A 17,554-nucleotide genomic window follows, 5' to 3' on the forward strand; every position below is an offset into this window, starting at 1 on the left:
TGAGGAGCTCGTTGGTCACCCCGTGCCCGGGATCGACCGCCCTGCCCGACCGCGCACCGGCGATCTCCTCCACCTCGTCGATGAACAGCAGCACCAGCAGGTGCCCGAGCAGCTCGTCCTCGACGAGGCGCTCCCGCAGCGGCGCGTCCGCGTGGTCCAGCACGCGGGCCAGGGCCTCGCCGTAGACCTCGGTCAGCAGGGTCACCGCCTCCAGCGCCGGGCCGGGCGCGGACTCCAACTGCGCCAGCACCTCGTCCAGCCGGGCGAGCCGTGCCTCCACAGCCGGGTCCGGCAGCCGGACGGCGTCAGCCATGGTTCGCCCCGTACGTGGGCGAGTGCACGGTGGTCAGGGTCTTGCCCTTGCCCATGTACATGTGCACGCCGCACGGCAGGCACGGGTCGAAGCTGCGGACCGTGCGCATGATGTCGACGCCCTTGAAGTCGTCGGGGCCGTTCTCCTCGAAGATCGGCTGGCCCTGCACGGCGTCCTCGTACGGGCCCGGGGTGCCGTAGATGTCGCGGGGGCTGGCGTTCCACGGGGTGGGCGGGTACGGGTGGTAGTTGGCGATCTTCCTGTCCCTGATCACCAGGTGGTGCGAGAGGACACCGCGCACGGCCTCGTGGAAGCCACAGCCGATCGCCTCGTCGGGCACCTCGAAGTTCTCGAAGACCTTGGTGTCGCCGTCGCGGAGCATGCCCATCGCCTCCTCCAGGAACTGCAGGGCCATGGCGGCGGCGTAGGCGACGAAGTACGGCCGGGCACGGTCCCTCTCAATGGTGTTGCTCCACTTCGGGATGTGCCACTCCAGCGTGGTCTCCGGCAGCGATTCGCCCTTGGGCAGGGAGATGCGCACGCTGCTGCCGGTGGCCTTCACGTACGGGGTGTCGACCAGGCCGCTCAGCGCGGTCGACCACAGCCGGGCGAGGGGGCCGCCGCCGGTGTCCAGCGCCAGGTGCTCGCCGGTGTCCGGGTGCAGCCAGCGCGGGCTCATCACCCAGCTGTAGTTGCCGTCGAAGTCACGCTTCTGCGGCACCGGGACCGTCGTCTGGTTCCACGGGTGGCGCATGTCGACGGGGTTGCCGAGCGGGTCGTGGGTGACGAACGGCTGCTCGTTGACCCAGTCCTCGTAGAAGGAGCTGCCCAGCATGATGCGCAGGCCGAGGTTGATGTCGATCAGGTTGTTGGTGACCAGCTTGCCGTCCACGACGATGCCCGGGGTGACGTACATCGCCTTGCCCCACCGGTTCATGTTCTCGTAGCGGTAGTCGACGACGTCCGGGTCCTGCCAGGCGCCCCAGCAGCCGAGCAGGATGCGCCGCTTGCCGACCTCCTCGTAGCCGGGCAGGGCCTCGTAGAAGAAGTCGAAGACGTCGTCGTTCATGGCCACCGCCTTCTTCACGAAGTCGATGACGCGCATCAGCCGGGCCAGGTAGTCGGTGAAGGTGTTCGGCTGCGGCATCGTGCCCACGCCGCCCGGGTACAGCGTGGACGGGTGGACGTGCCGCCCCTCCATCAGGCAGAACATCTCCCGGGTGACCCGGCTGACCTTCAGCGCCTCCTTGTAGACCTCTCCCTCGAAGGGGTTGAAGGCCTTCATGATGTCGGCGATCGTGCGGTAGCCGTGGATGTCCCCGCGGGGCGCGTCGGTGCGCTCGGCGCGGGCCAGGACACCGGGGTTGGTCGCCTTGACCATGGCCTCGCAGAAGTCCACGAACACCAGGTTGTCCTGGAAGAGCGTGTGGTCGAACATGTACTCGGCGGCCTCGCCGAGGTTGGTGATGTGCTCGGCCAGCTTCGGCGGTTTCACGCCGTAGGCCATCTGCTGGGCGTAGTTGGAGCAGGTGGTGTGGTTGTCGCCGCAGATCCCGCAGATCCGCGAGGTGATGAACCCGGCGTCACGCGGGTCCTTGCCCTTCATGAAGACCGAGTAGCCGCGGAAGAGCGACGAGGTGCTGCGGCACTCGACGACTTCCTGGTTGGCGAAGTCGATCTTCGTGTAGATGCCCAGGTTGCCGATGATCCGGGTGATCGGATCCCAGGACATGTCGACGATCTGGGCCGGTTTGCGTGCCGTGCCCCGGGAGTCGGTGGTGGTCATGTGCGGTGGTGCCCCTAGCTGGTCGGGTCCTGCGGGACTGAGGCGGGTCGGGGGAAGGGTGAGGTCACGCGCGCCAGCGCGGGTCGAAGCCGCTGGTCAGCTTCTGTTTGTTGTGGCGCCACTTGGGCTCGTGGTTGACCATGTCGTTGGTCAGTCCGCGCAGCCGCCGCATGACGGCGCCGTACGGCTTGATGATGAGGGACGACAGCGTGCCGCCCGGCGGCTCGTCCATGAACGGCATGAACGCGTCGGGGAAGCCCGGCATCGTGCAGCCGATGCAGATGCCGCCCACGTTCGGGCAGCCGCCGATCCCCGCCATCCAGCCCCGCTTGGGCACGTTGCAGTTCACGACCGGCCCCCAGCAGCCCGTCTTCACCAGGCACTTGGGCGAGTTGTAGTCGAGGCCGAAGTCGCCCTGCTCGTAGTACGAGCCCCGGTCACAGCCCTCGTGCACGGTCTTTCCGAACAGCCACTGCGGGCGCAGCATGTGGTCCAGCGGTGGCGGGGGAGCGGCACCGGCCGCGTGCTGGAGCACCCAGATCAGGGTCTCCATGAAGTTCTCCGGCTGGATGGGACAGCCGGGCACGTTCACCACGGGAAGTCCGGCCTGCGACGTGAAGTCCCAGCCGAGGTAGTCCGCGAGCCCCATGCAGCCGGTCGGGTTGCCGGCCATGGCGTGGATCCCGCCGTACGTGGCGCAGGTGCCGGCGGCCACCACAGCCCAGGCCTTCGGCGCGAGCTGGTCGATCCACCAGTTCAGGGTCTGCGGTTCGCCGGTATCCGGGTCGTTGCCGAACGACGTCCAGTAGCCGTCGCCGTCGATGATGTTCTGGTTCGGGATGGACCCCTCGATGACGAGGATGAACGGGGCCAGTTCGCCCCGTGCGGCCGCCCGGTAGGGCGCCAGGAAGTCCTCACCGCCCAGGCTCGGCGACAGCACCTTGTTGACGAGGTTCACCTTCGGCAGGCCCGGGATCAGACCGAGCACCACGTCCTCGATGGACGGCTGGTCCGCGGCGGTCAGCGAGACGGTGTCACCGTCGCAGCTCATGCCCTCCGAGATCCACAGGATATGGATCTCGTCGATCCCCTTGCGCGCCTCGGCCCTGTCGGGCTCGGAGCCGACCTGGCTCGTTCCGCTGTGTGTGGTCATGTCTGCGGCCTCCGTTGCAGCCGTTCTCGGAGTGGGTCGTGGGCTGCGGCCGTCGGGGCCGCGAGGGTCGGTACGGGGAATCCGGCGGGGCCGTCCCCGTGCGGACGGGCCGGTGCCTCCCCCTTCGGCCGGAACGGCCGCCCGGTCATCGGGCGGTCGTGCGCCGGCGCCTCAGGTGCGGCCATCGAACCGTCCTTCCTCCGGCCGGTCGGCCGGACGCGCGGGCCGCGGGGACTGCGGCCCGGCCGGCCGGACCGCACCCGGGCCGTCGGCGCCGGGTCCGGCCGGCCGGACCGCAGCCGGCCCCCCGGCACCGTCGAGCGGCTCGACCTCGTCGGGGCGGAAGTAGTGGAACCGGCCGTACCAGCCGTGCAGTTCGGCCGCGGGGTCGTCGTCCACGGTGACGGCCAGATGCACACTGCCGTCGACGTCGTGGAAGACGGCGGACACCCGTGCGGTCCGCCCGTCGAGGAACATGTCCTGCGCGTCGGCGCCCCGGCCGCGCGGCCGCAGCCGTACCCGGCTGCCGCCGCCGACGATCACCCCGTCCACCAGCACCGTGTCGGTCGACGGGGACAGCCCGTCGTCCCCGCCCTCCTGCCACCAGGCGGGCCGCCCGGCGGCCGGAGCCGGCGCGGGAGCCGCGCGGCCGGCGCTCCCGGAGCGTCCGGCGGCTTCCGGTCCGGTCCGTGCCGGGGCCAGGGAGCGGATGGTGCCGTGCAGCCGGGCGAGGATCTCCGGGGGCATGGTGTCCACCCGGTCGAGGATCTGCGCGGCCCGCGGATCGGTGGCCCGCGCCTCGGCCTTCTCCTCGTCGGTCAGAAGCATCGTGCGCAGCGTGAGGATCTCGTCGATCTCGGCGGCGTCATGGAGATCGCCGGGGCTCTCGGGCGCCACCTGCGGACGGTCCGGCAGGATGATCGGCGCGGAGAGCATGACGACCCCGGTATCGCCGTCCTCGGTATCGCCCCGCGTCCCGCTTCCCCGCGGTCCACGGACGGCGGAGACCGTTCCGCTCTCCCGCGGTGCGCCGCCGAGCACGGGAAACGTGAACTCGTTGCGGCATGCGCGCACCCGCTCGGCCAGGGCCGCGGGCGGATCGATCAGCGAGACCAGCTCCACGCCGTCCCCGCCGACCAGGGTGTGCGTGGCGATCAGCGCCTGCCGCAGTGCCGCGCCGCGTGGCGCCCCCGGGTCCACCGCCTCCCCGGAGTTCTCGGTCCGCACCCGCAGCCGGCACAGGCCCGGTGCGAGCCGCTCGGCGACGACGGTCGTGCGGGCCCGTACCTCGAGGCGGCGACGCACCGTCCGTCCCGCTCCCGCCGGCAGCGGCTCGAACTCCGCACCGGCGGGCGCGCCCACGGCGACGGTACGCCCGCCGCGCAGCAGTTCCTCCAGCGGCACCGTCAGCTCGCTCTCGCGCGGCACCGCCTCCTCGAACGTCAGATGGCTGACACCGTCGTCCGTCCGCAGGGACTCGACCGGGCGGTGCCCGCCGCCCCCGTCGGCCGCCTCCACCTGCTTGTCCTGCATCTGCAGATACCGCACCCGCACCCGCACGGCCGCGTCGTCGCGCCGGACGCGCAGCAGGCACTCGGTCTGCTGGTACCACGAGTCGGCCGAGCCGGAGATCCCGGGCGTGACCGGGCCCTGCCGCTTCACCCAGTTCCGGGGCAGCAGCACCCCGAACTGCCAGCGGACCCGGTTCTTCGCCGAGGAGCGGCGGTACGGGTACAGCAGGTAGCCCTCGTACAGCACGGCGTCCGCGACGGCACCCAGCTGCTCGAACGCGTCGCCGGGACGACCCCGGGCCGCGTCCGCGCCGTCCATCACGGCAGTGCTCGCCGTGCCCGCCGCGCCGGCTCCGTCCGCCATGCCGCCTCCTCGCCATCGGTGCACCGGGGCATCACTTCCACCACGGTCACACCCGTCACCGGCCCACGCCCCTCCGGCGCACCGAGATTGGGCCGGTCAGGCGAAACGGGGCGAGTGCGGGCCCACCGGCGGGTGCGGGCCCGTCGTCCGGTGCGCGGGACGGCACGTCCGCGACGGGCTGTTCTGCGGATTCCGGTTCAGGTCGTCACGCAGTACTGGTCACGAGGGGCTGCTCACGGGTGCCGGTTCCTCGTCAGGCAGTCCTGGTCACGAGGGGCTGCTCACGGATGCCGGTTCCCGCGGCGCCGGTCACGAGGGCCTGTTCACGACGGTCTGCCGGGCCGTTCCGGCGGCAGGCCGGTCAGGCGGTCGGTCCGCGGCGGTGTGCGCACGCCGCTGCGTGGGTCCTTCCGGCAGCCCGTCCGGCAGCCCGTCCGGCAGGCGCTCGCTCGCGGCCGCGGCCGCGTCGTCGTTCGTCCCGCGTCCGCCCACCGGCGCACGGTTCCGGGCTCACCCTCAGCAGGCGCCCGGCCTGGACAATGCTGTACCTCGGCAGCCAAGGACCCCAACCGCCCCGTCCCGGTGGGACCGCGCACCGTTTCGCCATCGCCACGTGCCGGTCACCCGGTCGTCGAGCCGCTGCCCAGGCTGCCGTGGAGACGCGCGGGCGCCTCTCGATTCAGCCGGCCGTGTTGTCGACGCGCAACCGCACCTGCTCCTCCAGGCGCGTCAGACTGCCCTCGAGGGCGTCGTTCACCGCGCCCTCGCCCGGGTCGTGGCCCTTGTCGAAGAAGGACAGGTGCACGGTCACCTCGCTGGCGCCGCTGCCGATGCCGGCCACCTGGAGCCAGCCGGCGTAGCTGCCCTGCTCCCGGGTGCCCCACTCCAGACGCATCTGGTCGGGCTCGGCCCGCAGCAGGGCCGGCAGGTCCTGGCCCGAGCGGTCCTCGTGGACGGTCACGGCAGGCGGGTCCTCCACGTCGACGTGCAGGGCGCGGGGGAGCCAGGCATCGAACTGGGCCACGTTGGCCGCCTGGTCGAAGACGTGCTCGGGCTGTGCCGGCATGGTGCGGGAACGCTCGTACTCGGCCATGGTCGTACCGGCCCCTCCGGTCGGAAGTCGTACCCCGACCGCGTGCCCAGTCGGAGGCACGCGAAAAGCCCCCTGTCCGTGCCAAGGGTGCCGGCCGGCGAAGTCTCCCGTCCCACAGCCCCGGCGCGATGGCCGTGCGGGTGGGTCACGCCACCAGGTCGCGTGCCGGCCGTCCCGGGCAGCCGTCATGCCACCACGTCGCGTGGCCGCCCTCCCGGGTAGTCGTCATGCCACCGCATTGCGTGCTGGTCCGGGGCAGCCGTCATGTCACCGCGTCGCGTGCCGGCCGTCCCGGGCAGTCGTCATGCCACCGCGTTGGGTGCCGGTCCGGGGTGGCCGTCATGGCACCGCATTGCGTGCCGGCCGTCCTGGGCAGCCGTCATGCCACCGCGTCGCGGGCCGTGCGCTCCACCAGGGAGATGCCGTCGTTCATGGACGTGCTGCCGTTGGACAGGACCGCGACGAGGTGCCGGTGCCCCTTCACGGTGACCAGGCCGATGCTGTTGACGTCCCACAGGCCGGACGTGTCGCGCTGCAGCCACCCGTTCTTCAGCGCCCGCGGGGATCCGGAGCCGGACACCGCGGTGACGCCCCAGCTCTGCTCCGGTGCGACATGGCTCATCAGGCCGCGGATGTAGGCCTGGGAGCGCGCGTCGAGCGCGGGGGAGTGGGCGTTCGCCGTCGTACCACCGTCGAACACGGCGCGCAGCAGCCGTATCTGGTCGCTCGCCGTCGTCCGGGTCAGCCCCCACCTGGGGCCGGTGCCGCCTGTGGTCGAGGTCAGTCCCAGCCGCTTGTTGGCCGCGGCCAGCCCGGAGGCCCCGCCGATCTCCCGCCACAGGGCGTTGGCCGCCGCGTTGTCACTGCGCCGGATCATCGGCTCGGCCCGCCCGCGCTCCTCGGCGGTGAGGTCGCGTTTCGCGTCCTGCGCCTTCAGCAGCAGGGCCGCGAGGATGTCGACCTTGACGATGCTCGCGGTGTCGTACGCCGTGTCCGCACCGCGGATCACGGGGGTACGGCCGCTGCCGTCCAGGTCGAGCACGGCCGCCGTCGCGTGCGGCGCCTTGTCCTGGCCGGGCGCGGCGTCGGCGGCCGCCGCCGGGGATGGGGCCAGGAGGCCGAGACAGAGCAGGGCGCCGGCGGAGGCGGCGAGCGCGGCCGCCATGGAGTGCGCGATCGGGGAGCGGTGGGACGACATGGGTCATGAACGTAGGCAAAAAGCGCGCGGCGCGACGTGGTTCCCGTCACTTCGGAGCCCGTTCCGCCCCGATTGTGAGAAGAGCCACCGTTGGGGCGCATTGGGGGCTCAGGTCGCTTTCGTGACGGCGTGTACGCGCGGCCGGGGGTCGGACCTCGCTTATCGTCGGCCAGATACCGACATCCGGAGTGATAATGAAAAAATCGGATGAATTGGTCGGTGTGGCGGAGGGTGTGGCGGTCGTACCCGTCGCTCCGCCCCTGCGCCGCATCCGGCCGTGGCCCCTCGGCGCCGCACTCGCGATCGCTGCCGGTGCGACGGCCGTGCTCCTCCTCGCGGACGCGCAGTGGCTGAACCGCCCGGCCGTCCAGGCCTGGCGCACCGTATGCCTGGCGATCACCATTCAGGCCCTCCCCTTCCTCCTCCTCGGCACCGCCCTGTCGGGCGCCATCAACGCCTTCGTCCCGGCGGACCTGTTCACCCGGGTGCTGCCCAAGCGGGCCGCGCTGGCCGTGCCGGTCGCGGGCATGGCGGGCGCGGTGCTGCCGGGCTGCGAGTGCGCCTCCGTCCCCGTCGCCAACAGCCTGATCCGCCGAGGCGTCACTCCGGCCGCCGCCTTCGCGTTCCTGCTCTCCGCGCCCGCGATCAACCCCGTCGTGCTGACGGCCACCGCCGTCGCCTTCCCGGGCGAACCCGCCATGGTGGCCGCCCGGCTGCTCGCCTCACTCGTCACGGCGGCCGCCATGGGCTGGCTGTGGCTCTGGCTGGGCAAGGAGAAGTGGCTGCGGCCCGTCCTGCGGCACCGGCACACCGGTCACCACCACGGCCACAGCCGCTGGAACGAGTTCCGCGCCGGCTTCCAGCACGACTTCCTGCACGCCGGCGGCTTCCTCGTACTCGGCGCCATGGCCGCCGCCACCTTCAACGTCGCCGTGCCGCGCTCCGTCCTCGACACCTTCTCCGGCTCACCCTGGCTGTCGGTGATCTTCCTGGCCGGGCTCGCCGTACTGCTGGCGGTCTGCTCCGAGGCGGACGCGTTCGTCGCCGCCTCGCTCACCGGCTTCTCCTCCACCGCCCGTCTCGCGTTCATGGTCGTCGGCCCGATGGTCGACCTGAAGCTCATCGCCCTGCAGGCGGGGACCTTCGGCCGGGCCTTCGCCTGGCGGTTCTCCACGGCGACCACGGTGGTGGCCGTCACCGTGAGCGTCCTGATCGGAGGCGCGCTGCTGTGAACCGCCCGGTCCAGACCCTGCTGCTGACGCTGTCCGGCATCGGCCTGCTGCACGTGGCACTCTTCACCGACCTCTACCTGCGCTACGTCAAGGCCGGACTGCGTGCCCCTTTGATCGTCTCCGGAGCGGTCCTGCTCCTGCTGGGACTGGCGGGCGCGGCCACCCGGGGCGGCCGGCACGCCGCCCGGGACGACACCGGACGCGAGCACGAGCACGGGCAAGCACGTGAGCACGGGCACGGGCGTGAGCACGGGCACGGGCGTGACCACGAGGACGGGCACGGGCACGGGCACGATCATTCGGCCACCCCGCGCATCGCCTGGCTGCTGTTCCTCCCGGCGCTGAGCCTGCTCTGGTACGCCCCGCCCGCCCTCGGCGCCTACACGGCGGCACGCTCGAACACGAAACCGGTCGTCGTGCAGAAGGGATTCGCCCCGCTGCCCGCGGCCTCTCCGCTGCCGCTGACCCTCACGGACTTCACCAAGCGCGTCCAGCAGGACCGCAGCGGGGCGATCAAGAGCCGTGCCGTCCAGCTGACCGGCTTCGTGACCCCGTCCGAGGAGGACGACGGCTGGTACCTCACCCGCATCATCTTCACCTGCTGCGCCGCGGACTCCCAGACGGTCAAGGTGCGGATGTACGGCACCGAGGCGCCACCCGCCGACACCTGGCTGGCGGTGACCGGCACCTGGCACCCCGGGGGCGCCCTCGGGACGAGGTCGGCCGAGGCGGCGCTCGACGTCACGGCCGCCCGGCCCATCGCCCAGCCGGTGAACGCCTACACCGACGACCTGCCCCTGCGACCGTCCTGACCCGCGCCTGCCGTGCCACGCCTCGGCACTGCCCGCGCCGGCGATGCCACGCACCGGCGTGCGCCCCGGCCCGGTGGGGGGCGATTCCGGTGGCCGGCGCGGACGCGTGGAGGGGGCCGGTGCGAGGCCGCCGTACGCGATCCCGGCCTCACACGGCCGCGATCCGGGCGGGGGTGCACGATGGAGTTGTGGGCCTCGGTGGCTCGGTGCGGTGGACCGCCCCGGGTGCCGTCCGGCATCCGCCTCGCGCGATACCTGCCGGGAGCGGCGGACGTGCGGTGCGCTGCCCGGAGCGGTTCGTGCACCCGGAGCCGCCGTAGCCCGGCGGACCGGTACCCGGAGCTGCCGGACGTCGCGCGGACCGGTGCGCCGTGGAGCGGAGCCACGGCGCACGAGAGGAGGCGGTGACGATGACCCGTACACCCTCCAGGACGGTCACGCCGCTACGGCTGTGGCGATGGCGGAGCAACCCGCTGCGGCGGCACAGCGACGCCGTCGAGGCCTGGATCGTGCTGGCCACCTGGGTGCTGGCCCTCCTGGGCGGGGTCCTCGCGGGTGTCGTGGCGGCCCAGGCCTCCGACGCGGCGTTCTCGGCGCGCCGGGCCCAGCTGCACACCGTGTCCGCCGTCCTCACCGACGACGCGGCGAGGACCCCGCCCAACGCGTCCGGTTACGACGACGGGCGGGTGTGGGCCGCGGTGCGGTGGACGGAGGCGGACGGTTCGGTGCACACCGACCGGACGAAGGTCTTCGCGGGCGCCCCCGCGGGGAGCGGGGTGACGGTGTGGGCGAACGCGGCGCACCGGGTGGTCCCGGCGCCCGTCACCGGAGCCTCCGCGGGCCTGCAGGCGGCCCTCACCGGCGCCCTGGTGGCCCCGTCGGCCGCCGCTGCCGTCCTGGGCGTGGGCTGGGTCGTACGCGGCCGGCTCATCCGGCGGCGCATGGCCGAGTGGGACGAGGAGTGGAAGCAGATCGGACCCCGGTGGGGAAACCTCAGCGGCGCCTGACCGGCGACTCCGAAGCCGGCGGCAGGGCGCGGCGACTGCCCGTCGTTCTCCGGGGTGGGCGCGGCCCCGCGCGAGCGCGGGCCTGACGGCGGTACGGCACACTCCCCGCCCCTGCGCACGCTGTTCGGCGCTGCCGCCTCCCTTGTCCTCGGCTCTCTCCCCGCGCGACGAGCCCGCCGCCGCGAGGAGACCGCCGGAGAGCGGGAGGCATCCCCTTGCCTGCGCCGAGCAGCGGCCGGGCGGAGCCGTCGGTCATGCCCAGGGGACCGTTCCGCACGTGATCCGTCCTACGGCAGACCCGCCCGGGGCATACCGGACGCGACGAGGAGGCACCCCTTCGGGCTGAGCCCCGAACTCCCTCAACCGGCTGGCGCACGCGGCGAGTTGCTCTCGGCCACGGCAAGGCCTGCGTCTGCCGTCGACCCGGCTCGATAGCATGCGACGCATGGCCATCAGACTTGAGAACGTCGGCATCGCCGTTCGCGACCTCGAAGCGGCGATCTCCTTTTTCACCGACCTCGGCCTGACGGTGTCGGCCGTGACACGGTCAGTGGTGAGTGGACCGACACCGCCGTCGGCCTTGACGGCAATCACGCGAAGATCGCGATGCTCCAGACGCCGGACGGTCACGGTCGCCTCGAACTCTTCGAGTACATCAACCCCGCGGCGATCGAGACGCAGCCCACCCGGCCCAACGACATCGGCATGCACCGCGTCGCCTTCTCGGTCGACGACATCGACAAAGCCCTCGAGACAGCGGCGAAGCACGGATGCCGTCCGCTTCGCGGTGTCGCGACCTACGAGGACGTCTACAGACTCACGTACGTCCGCGGTCCCAGCGGCATCCTCGTGATGCTCGCCGAGGAGCTGAAGAAGGACTGACGGCCGGTCGGGTCGATCCGCCTCCCGCTCGGCCGAGTCGGGCTGCCGGCCTCGGCTCAGCAGCAGGCGGCGTGGACCAGGGTCCACTCGCTGCCCAGGCGGGCGGCGCGGGTGTCCGTGTACATCGTGGTCTCGCCGTCCGACCAGCGGATGACGAGGTCGTCGGTACGGCCGTTGCCGGTGAACTCGCCGGTCGTCATGACCGTGTCGTGCTTCCAGAGGTCGTTCTTGTCCAGGATGCGCTGTTCCTTGCCCAGGCCCGACGTGCCGGTGCCGACGTAGTTGTCGAGCTCGCCGTCGGTCCAGCGCACCATGAGGTCCCACTTCGCGCCGCCGGAGTACTCGCCGGCGGTCAGCAGGGTGGCGTCCCGCCAGGTGTCGTTCTTGCCCTTCAGCTTGTGTTCCTGGCCGAACGTGCCGGCGCCGACGCCGGTGTAGAGGGTGACTTCGCCGTCGATCCAACGCACGATCAGGTCGGTGACGTACGGGGAGGAGCCGAAGCGGCCCGCCGCGATCTGCGTCGCGTTCTTCCAGAGTCCGTTGGGCTTGACCATCTGGACACCGGCCCAGTTCAGGCCCTTGGTGCCGACGTCGCCGTACAGCGTCACCTCGCCGTCGGTCCACCGCACCAGCAGGTCGAACCGGTTGGAGCCGGTGAAGTCGCCCGCGGTGACGGTCACCGCGTGCTTCCAGGTGTCGTTCGTGCCCAGCAGCCGCCGCTCGCCGGTGAAGTGGCCCTTGCCGTCGCTGTTGTAGAGGGTGGTCTCACCGTCGGTCCACACCACGATCATGTCGCTGTGGCCGTTGCCGTTGAAGTCACCCGAAGCCATCAGCCTGGCGTTTTTCCAGGTCGAACCCGCTCCCATGGTGTACGGCAGGCCCGGCTGCCGGTAGGGGCCGTAGTCGGGGTTGCGGCCCTTCTGGGCGTCCGCGTAGAGCTTGAAGAAGCGGTCGCCGTACAGCGGGCTGTAGCTGATCTCGTTGTACCGGTGGTCGGTCTGCGGTACGTCCGGACCGCCCTGCAGGAAGCCGCCCACGTTCCCGATGATCGTGCCGGTGCTGCCGGAGGCGTCGAGGCTGGAGAACCACGGCCCGCCGGAGACCCCGCCCCACATGCCCGCGCAGTTGATCTGCATCTGGTAGTAGCCGGACAGCGCGGTCGTGGAGATGCCGGGGCAACGGACCGGCTGGTCCTGAGGGTTGTGCGCGATCGCCGGGTAGCCGACGACCGTCACACTGTTGGCATACCCGGGCGTACGGGCGAGCGTGTTGGCGCCCACGACGTCCTGGACGTTCTTGGGGCCGTTGGGCTTCAGGCTCGCGAAGGCGTAGTCCAGGTCGGAGTTCTTGCTCTTGTCCGAGGCGTACCACTTGTCACGGAACCATGTGTCCACCGCCCAGACCCCGTTCGGCTGCTGGGAGGCGTCCCTGGTGGGGTCGTACAGGGGGACGAACATGGACTTCCCGCCGACGCAGTGCCCGGCGGTGAGGATCAGGTTGTGGCCCGCGCTGCGCACGACACTGGCCGAACAGCGGTGGCCCTTCAGCCCGGCGCCGGTGCTGAAGATGGTGCCGACGGACTTGACGCCCTTGAAGTGCTGGGCGGTGATGCCGGTGGCGGAACCCTGCTGACGCGCCGTCGCCACGCTCTTCGGCGGGACGGTCCGGCCCGAGGGGTCGGTGGCCGCGGCCATGCGCTCGGGCGTCCAGAAGCGGGTGGCGTCCTGGGCGGTCCAGTCGTCGTCGGCGGCCGGCACCGGCGTGACGGAGCCCGGGGGTTCGGCCGCGGGACCGGCCGAGAGCGTGGGAGCGGGGCCGGCGGCGTGCGGTGGCATCGGCGCCGCGGCCAGGGGCGCGCTCCGCGACGGGGCGCCCGGAACGGGGGCCGCGGTACCGGCCTGGGCCGTCGCGGCGCTGCCCAGCATCAGCGCGGCGCTCAGCACCGCGACGGACCCGCGGCGTATTCGTGTATCCAGCACTTCTGGTTTCTCCTACTGAGGCGGGCCGACAGCGGCACGGGAGTTCGCGGCAGGCCACCGCCAGGCGACGTCGGCGAGCCGCTGTCGCGGACTCCGACGCGTGATCCCCCGCCGACGGTCTGCGCCGCGCTCACGGCGTACCACCGGTGAATTCCCCCGTGCCGCCGTGCGGCGGCTGTCGACCGACCGTGGTCAGCGGTCGCGGCGGCCATGATCGCACGGCCGCCGTACGCGTGCACACGACAATTCACGCGCTACCCGGCGACGCACCCGCTTCTCCGTCTGCTCCTCACCGCAACCGCGGTGAGCCCAGCTCGATGTCGAGGCCGCATACCTGCGCCCGCACATGACGTCCCTTCGCATCCGTCATCTCGACGAGGGAACCGTCCTCGGCGTGCGGGGGCACGACGCTGATCCTGGGGTCGTACTCGGCCGAGACCTCGCAACCGCCGCCCGGAGCGGCCGTCGCGTCGTAGAAGAGCGGGAACTCCACCGTGTGGCCCGGGTTCAGCTCCACGTCGACCGGCGTGGCACCCTTCTTCGGCTTCCCGTCGGCCGACGGCCCCTTGCCGACGTACACGTCGATGTCCGGGTAGCCGTCGAAGGCGCAGGACTTCGACCCCGTGTTCTCCGCGCTGAGCGCGGCCGCCGGGGCGTCTTGCCGCCTGCCGGGCAGACGGGTCATCTTCCAGGCCAGCTGGGACGTCCGGCACCTGTCGGTACGCGTGTCGGACGAGCTTCCGTCGGTGCCGCAGGCCGCGGTGCCCAGCAGTACCGCCAGGCCGAGAGCGGAAACCGCCAGTGTCCGCCGTGCCATGGGAATCCCCCTGGTGAAAGCATCCCTGCGGGACCCGGTGCCACCGCTCCTGCCTCACCGCACAGCTAGATGCGGGCCGTGCGGCGCAGGTTCCAGGGAATGCCACGCGCACGAGTACAAGCGGCACAGGCGACGATCCGTGCCCCGGGCAGCCGGGTGGTCAGGGCAGGAGAGGGCGGGAAGGGCCATCCACTTCTCGCGGATCCTGATTGCGCGGTGCACGGTTCCGAGACCGTTTCCCCGCGTCTGTCCGGAGTCCTTCCCGCCGGTTACAGCACACCACGAAAACCGCCCTGCCACCAGGGCTGGACCGGCTGGAAGCGCCCTCAGGCCTCCATGGCCTCGCGGACGCTCGGGTAGCAGTCGATGAGAGTGGTGAGGCCGACGAGCTCCAGGGTGCGCAGAACGGGCCTGCGCACACCCGCCAGCGAAAGCCGCCCGGTCGCGCCATGGGCCTGGTGGGCGGCGATGAGGGCGTTGATGCCGCTGGAGTCCATGAAGTCCACCCCGGCGAAGTCCGCGACGGTGCGCGCCGCCTGCGAAGGATCCTCGGGTGCCAGGGCGTGCCGCAGGAGACCGGAGGTGTGGTGGTCGATCTCCCCGGTGACCGTGACGACGGTGACGCCGTCCACGACGGACCGGCTGATCCCCAGCCGGTCCGTTCCCGCCGTTCCCTCGGTGTCTGCTGTGTCCGCCACGAGTTCCTCGACAACACTCGACGATCTTTGACCAGAGCTTCGCCCTACCGGGTGGCTTCCCAGGATCGCGCCGACGATGCCCGCGGATCGCGTCCGCGTTCGGCAGGCGTGCCCCGCGCGAACCCGGGTATACACCCGTGCGTGAACGGCGTGACGCGACGCAACGCAGAGGAGTCGGGTGCCTTCGACGAGGGCCCCGTCGGGGTCGGCCGCGGGCCACTGCACACCACGCTCGAGCTGGACGGCCTCGACGGCGGATGCATCGCCGAGGCCCGCGATCGGGCGGAGCTCTTCCTCACCCGGGTGCAGGCGGCCCACGGTGTGCCGGTGACGGCGCGCACGATGGATCTGACCCGCCTGGTGGTCAGCGAGTTGGTCACGAACGCCTGCAAGTACGCGCCGGGACCGGTGCTGCTGCGGGTGGAGATCACCGGCGAGGCGGTGGAGGTCGAGGTCTGGGACAGCGACCCCGCCCTCCCGCTGGCCAGGGCCGCCGACCCGGGCCGGGTGGGCCAGCACGGTCTGGAGATCGTGATGGCCGTCGTGCAGGGCTTCGAGGCGCGACGGGAGCCGGTGGGCAAGTGCATCACCGCCCGGATCGCCCTCTGGGACGACCCCGTCGGCGGCCTCACCGGCCCCGCATCCGACTGAGCCGGCCCGGCCTCGCCTCTCACCGAGCCGGTCCGTCCTCGCCTCTCACCGAGCCTGTCGGGCCACGCCTCTCACCGAGGCGGACCGACCTCGCCTGCGGCTTGACCGGCTTGAGCCGGTCCGTCCTCGCCTGTCGCTTCGCCGGCCTGAGCCGGTCCGGCCTCGCCGGCCCCGCTTCCCGCTGACGCGCACCGGCGTCGTGCACCCAGGGGATCCCGCCCCTCACCGCTGCCTCTTCCCCCACCTGGGGAGCCGCGCGGCAAAAGCAGCGCGCCCCGCCGGATCACCTGGTCCGGCGGAGCGCTGGTGCGGGGCGGGTGGTGCGGGGACCGTCCCGGTGCCGTCAGTGCCGTACCTTCACCCGGCTCAGTGCGGCCACGCCCACCGCCGCGAGGGCGACCTGGATGAGCCATTCGATCCAGTCGACGCCCTTGGTGTTCGCGACACCGAAGCCGGCTGCCACGGCGCTTCCCACGAAGGCGGCGACGATGCCGATCACGATCGTCCACAGGATGCCGATCCGCTGACGGCCGGGGACGGCGAGCCGGCCGAGAACGCCGATCACGATGCCGATGATGATCGCACTGATGATCCCGGAAATCTCCATGACTGGTGGGCCACCCCTCTCTCGTTGGTGACCTACAGGTGCCCGCTCGGCATCGCGACACGCCTGCCGGTGCGGAGCACGAACCTGAGCGTACGTCAGGCGGTGCCGGCCGGCGCTCCCCGGTGGGCGGAACGCCATAGGGTGGCCTGTCGTGGACACGCTTTCAGGGACCGGCATGGTGGCCGTGCCCGCAGGGCGGGTGACGCTCTCGGACCGGCGGACGGAACGCAGTTGGCAGGTCGAGGTGGCGTCGTTCGAGATGTCCGCCTTCCCGGTCACCCAGGCGTGGTACGCGCAGGTCACCGGCCGTCGGCCGAGCGCCGCCCGGGGTGACCGGCTGCCGGTCGAGGGCGTGTCGTGGTGGGACGCGGTCCGGTTCTGCAACGACGCGTCCCGCAGCGCGGGGCTGGCGCCCGCGTACCACCTGCGGGAGGCCGACGGGACGGCCGGCTGGGACACCCGCGCCGACGGATTCCGGCTGCCGACGGAGGCCGAGTGGGAGCACGCCTGCCGGGCCGGTACGACCGGCCCGCGGTACGGCCGCCTGGACGACATCGCCTGGTACCGGGACAACTCGGGCGAACAGGTCCATGTGGTGGGCGGTAAGCAGCCCAACGCGTGGGGGCTGCACGACATGCTGGGCAACGTCTGGGACTGGTGCTGGGACCTGTACGACGCGGAGGTCTACGGCAGCTACCGGGTACTGCGCGGCGGGGGCTGGTCGGACGAGCACTGGAGCTGCCGCGCGTCGGTACGGCGCCGCAGTCATCCGACGTACCGGATCGACGACGTCGGATTCCGCGTCGTACGCTCCGCCTCCGCGGCCGGCGAGTGACGGCCTGTCAGGGCGACCGGCATCCGTCCCGCGGCCTTCCGCCGGTAGCCGTCCCGTGGTCCCGACCTGTCCGCGGCCTTCGGCCGGTACTCATCCGCGTCTTTGGCCCCTCACGCAGTCTCCGGCCGGTAGCCGTCCCGCGGCCCCCGGCCCGCTCCGCGGTCTCCGTCCGCATCCGACGTCGTCGCCGCCCGGCGGTTGCATGAGATGCCTCACCTGTGAATTGCGTGCGGATCTGTGCTGTTCGGACTCCGGGTTTGTTACATTGCGCAACTGAGCAACCAAGGTGAACCGCCGCTTCACCTGCCCGTACACCGCCGCGCTGAGTCCGGCCGTCCATTCCGACGCCCAGGCCTGACGGGCCCGACCGTTCATGGGAGTGGGAGATGAGTGACCCGTGGGACGGGCCGGCCGGTCAGGCCACGCGTAGCCCCGGCGTACGGGTGCCGGGACAGCGCGCCGCCGGGCCCGACGGTGCGCGACCGCCCGGCGGCCGGGCGGGGGGCCGGGCGGGGGGCGGGCGGGGGGGCCGCGGGGCCCGGGCGGGGGGGCGGGGCCGGGGGGGGGGGGGGGTGCGGGGGGGCGGGCTCGGCGGGCGGGTGGGGGTGGCCGCCGG

15 protein-coding genes and 1 pseudogene are annotated in these 17,554 nt (G+C 72.1%); 6 read left to right on the top strand and 10 right to left on the bottom strand.

Annotated elements, in window-relative coordinates; all coding sequences use genetic code 11:
- The 6 genes from ABVB68_RS35795 to ABVB68_RS35820 form a co-directional block, all read right to left on the bottom strand.
- The coding region (locus ABVB68_RS35795; RefSeq protein ID WP_503006551.1) for a NifU-related iron-sulfur-binding protein at positions 1–313 on the bottom strand (313 nt) is incomplete at its 3' end.
- A complete protein-coding gene (locus tag ABVB68_RS35800; protein ID WP_353605400.1) occupies positions 306–2,099 on the bottom strand; it encodes a nickel-dependent hydrogenase large subunit in 1,794 nt (597 codons plus the stop codon). The genes ABVB68_RS35800 and ABVB68_RS35795, both read right to left, overlap by 8 nt.
- Positions 2,100–2,163: 64 nt before the next feature.
- Positions 2,164–3,252 carry an NADH-quinone oxidoreductase subunit B family protein gene (locus tag ABVB68_RS35805; RefSeq protein ID WP_353605401.1) on the bottom strand — a complete coding sequence of 363 codons (1,089 nt, stop codon included), beginning with the start codon at positions 3,250–3,252 and terminating at the stop codon, positions 2,164–2,166.
- A gap of 171 nt (positions 3,253–3,423) precedes the next feature.
- A complete protein-coding gene (locus tag ABVB68_RS35810; protein WP_503006554.1) occupies positions 3,424–5,127 on the bottom strand; it encodes a hypothetical protein in 1,704 nt (567 codons plus the stop codon).
- A 679-nt stretch (positions 5,128–5,806) separates the two neighbouring features.
- Entirely contained in the window at positions 5,807–6,220 is a 414-nt protein-coding gene (locus ABVB68_RS35815; RefSeq protein WP_353605402.1) for an SRPBCC family protein, read from the bottom strand.
- A 379-nt stretch (positions 6,221–6,599) separates the two neighbouring features.
- Complete coding sequence (locus ABVB68_RS35820; protein WP_353605403.1) at positions 6,600–7,418, bottom strand: serine hydrolase; 819 nt, start codon at positions 7,416–7,418, stop codon at positions 6,600–6,602.
- Positions 7,419–7,612: 194 nt separating this feature from the next.
- Here ABVB68_RS35820 and ABVB68_RS35825 point away from each other — a divergent pair, with 194 nt between their 5' ends.
- The 4 genes and pseudogenes from ABVB68_RS35825 (at position 7,613) to ABVB68_RS35840 (ending at position 11,351) form a co-directional block, all read left to right on the top strand.
- Entirely contained in the window at positions 7,613–8,650 is a 1,038-nt protein-coding gene (locus ABVB68_RS35825) for a permease (RefSeq protein WP_353605404.1), read from the top strand.
- Positions 8,647–9,462: a TIGR03943 family putative permease subunit gene (locus tag ABVB68_RS35830; RefSeq protein WP_353605405.1), complete on the top strand. Its 816-nt coding sequence runs from the start codon at positions 8,647–8,649 to the stop codon at positions 9,460–9,462. Before ABVB68_RS35825 ends, ABVB68_RS35830 begins: the two co-directional genes overlap by 4 nt.
- Before the next feature lie 410 nt (positions 9,463–9,872).
- Entirely contained in the window at positions 9,873–10,469 is a 597-nt protein-coding gene (locus ABVB68_RS35835) for an Rv1733c family protein (RefSeq protein WP_353605406.1), read from the top strand.
- A gap of 445 nt (positions 10,470–10,914) precedes the next feature.
- Positions 10,915–11,351: pseudogene (locus tag ABVB68_RS35840) on the top strand (VOC family protein).
- A gap of 56 nt (positions 11,352–11,407) precedes the next feature.
- Here ABVB68_RS35840 and ABVB68_RS35845 read toward each other — a convergent pair.
- The 3 genes from ABVB68_RS35845 to ABVB68_RS35855 all read right to left on the bottom strand — a co-directional run bounded on the left by ABVB68_RS35845 (position 11,408) and on the right by ABVB68_RS35855 (position 14,845).
- Positions 11,408–13,330 carry an FG-GAP-like repeat-containing protein gene (locus ABVB68_RS35845; RefSeq protein ID WP_353605407.1) on the bottom strand — a complete coding sequence of 641 codons (1,923 nt, stop codon included), beginning with the start codon at positions 13,328–13,330 and terminating at the stop codon, positions 11,408–11,410.
- 289 nt (positions 13,331–13,619) lie between these two features.
- The gene (locus ABVB68_RS35850; RefSeq protein WP_353605408.1) at positions 13,620–14,147 is read right to left on the bottom strand and encodes a DUF4232 domain-containing protein; all 528 of its coding nucleotides are present in this window, start codon (positions 14,145–14,147) and stop codon (positions 13,620–13,622) included.
- 326 nt (positions 14,148–14,473) lie between these two features.
- Positions 14,474–14,845: an STAS domain-containing protein gene (locus tag ABVB68_RS35855; protein ID WP_353605409.1), complete on the bottom strand. Its 372-nt coding sequence runs from the start codon at positions 14,843–14,845 to the stop codon at positions 14,474–14,476.
- Positions 14,846–15,064: 219 nt separating this feature from the next.
- Between ABVB68_RS35855 and ABVB68_RS35860 the strand changes: the two genes are divergently transcribed.
- Complete coding sequence (locus tag ABVB68_RS35860; RefSeq protein ID WP_353605413.1) at positions 15,065–15,496, top strand: ATP-binding protein; 432 nt, start codon at positions 15,065–15,067, stop codon at positions 15,494–15,496.
- Between the two features lie 343 nt (positions 15,497–15,839).
- Here ABVB68_RS35860 and ABVB68_RS35865 read toward each other — a convergent pair whose 3' ends face one another.
- Positions 15,840–16,103: a GlsB/YeaQ/YmgE family stress response membrane protein gene (locus ABVB68_RS35865; RefSeq protein ID WP_353605410.1), complete on the bottom strand. Its 264-nt coding sequence runs from the start codon at positions 16,101–16,103 to the stop codon at positions 15,840–15,842.
- Between the two features lie 175 nt (positions 16,104–16,278).
- Between ABVB68_RS35865 and ABVB68_RS35870 the strand changes: the two genes are divergently transcribed.
- Positions 16,279–16,938 carry a formylglycine-generating enzyme family protein gene (locus ABVB68_RS35870; protein ID WP_503006558.1) on the top strand — a complete coding sequence of 220 codons (660 nt, stop codon included), beginning with the start codon at positions 16,279–16,281 and terminating at the stop codon, positions 16,936–16,938.
- Positions 16,939–17,554: the final 616 nt, after the last annotated feature.

This window comes from Streptomyces sp. NPDC096012 (assembly GCF_040426375.1).
Taxonomy (GTDB): Bacteria; Actinomycetota; Actinomycetes; order Streptomycetales; family Streptomycetaceae; genus Streptomyces.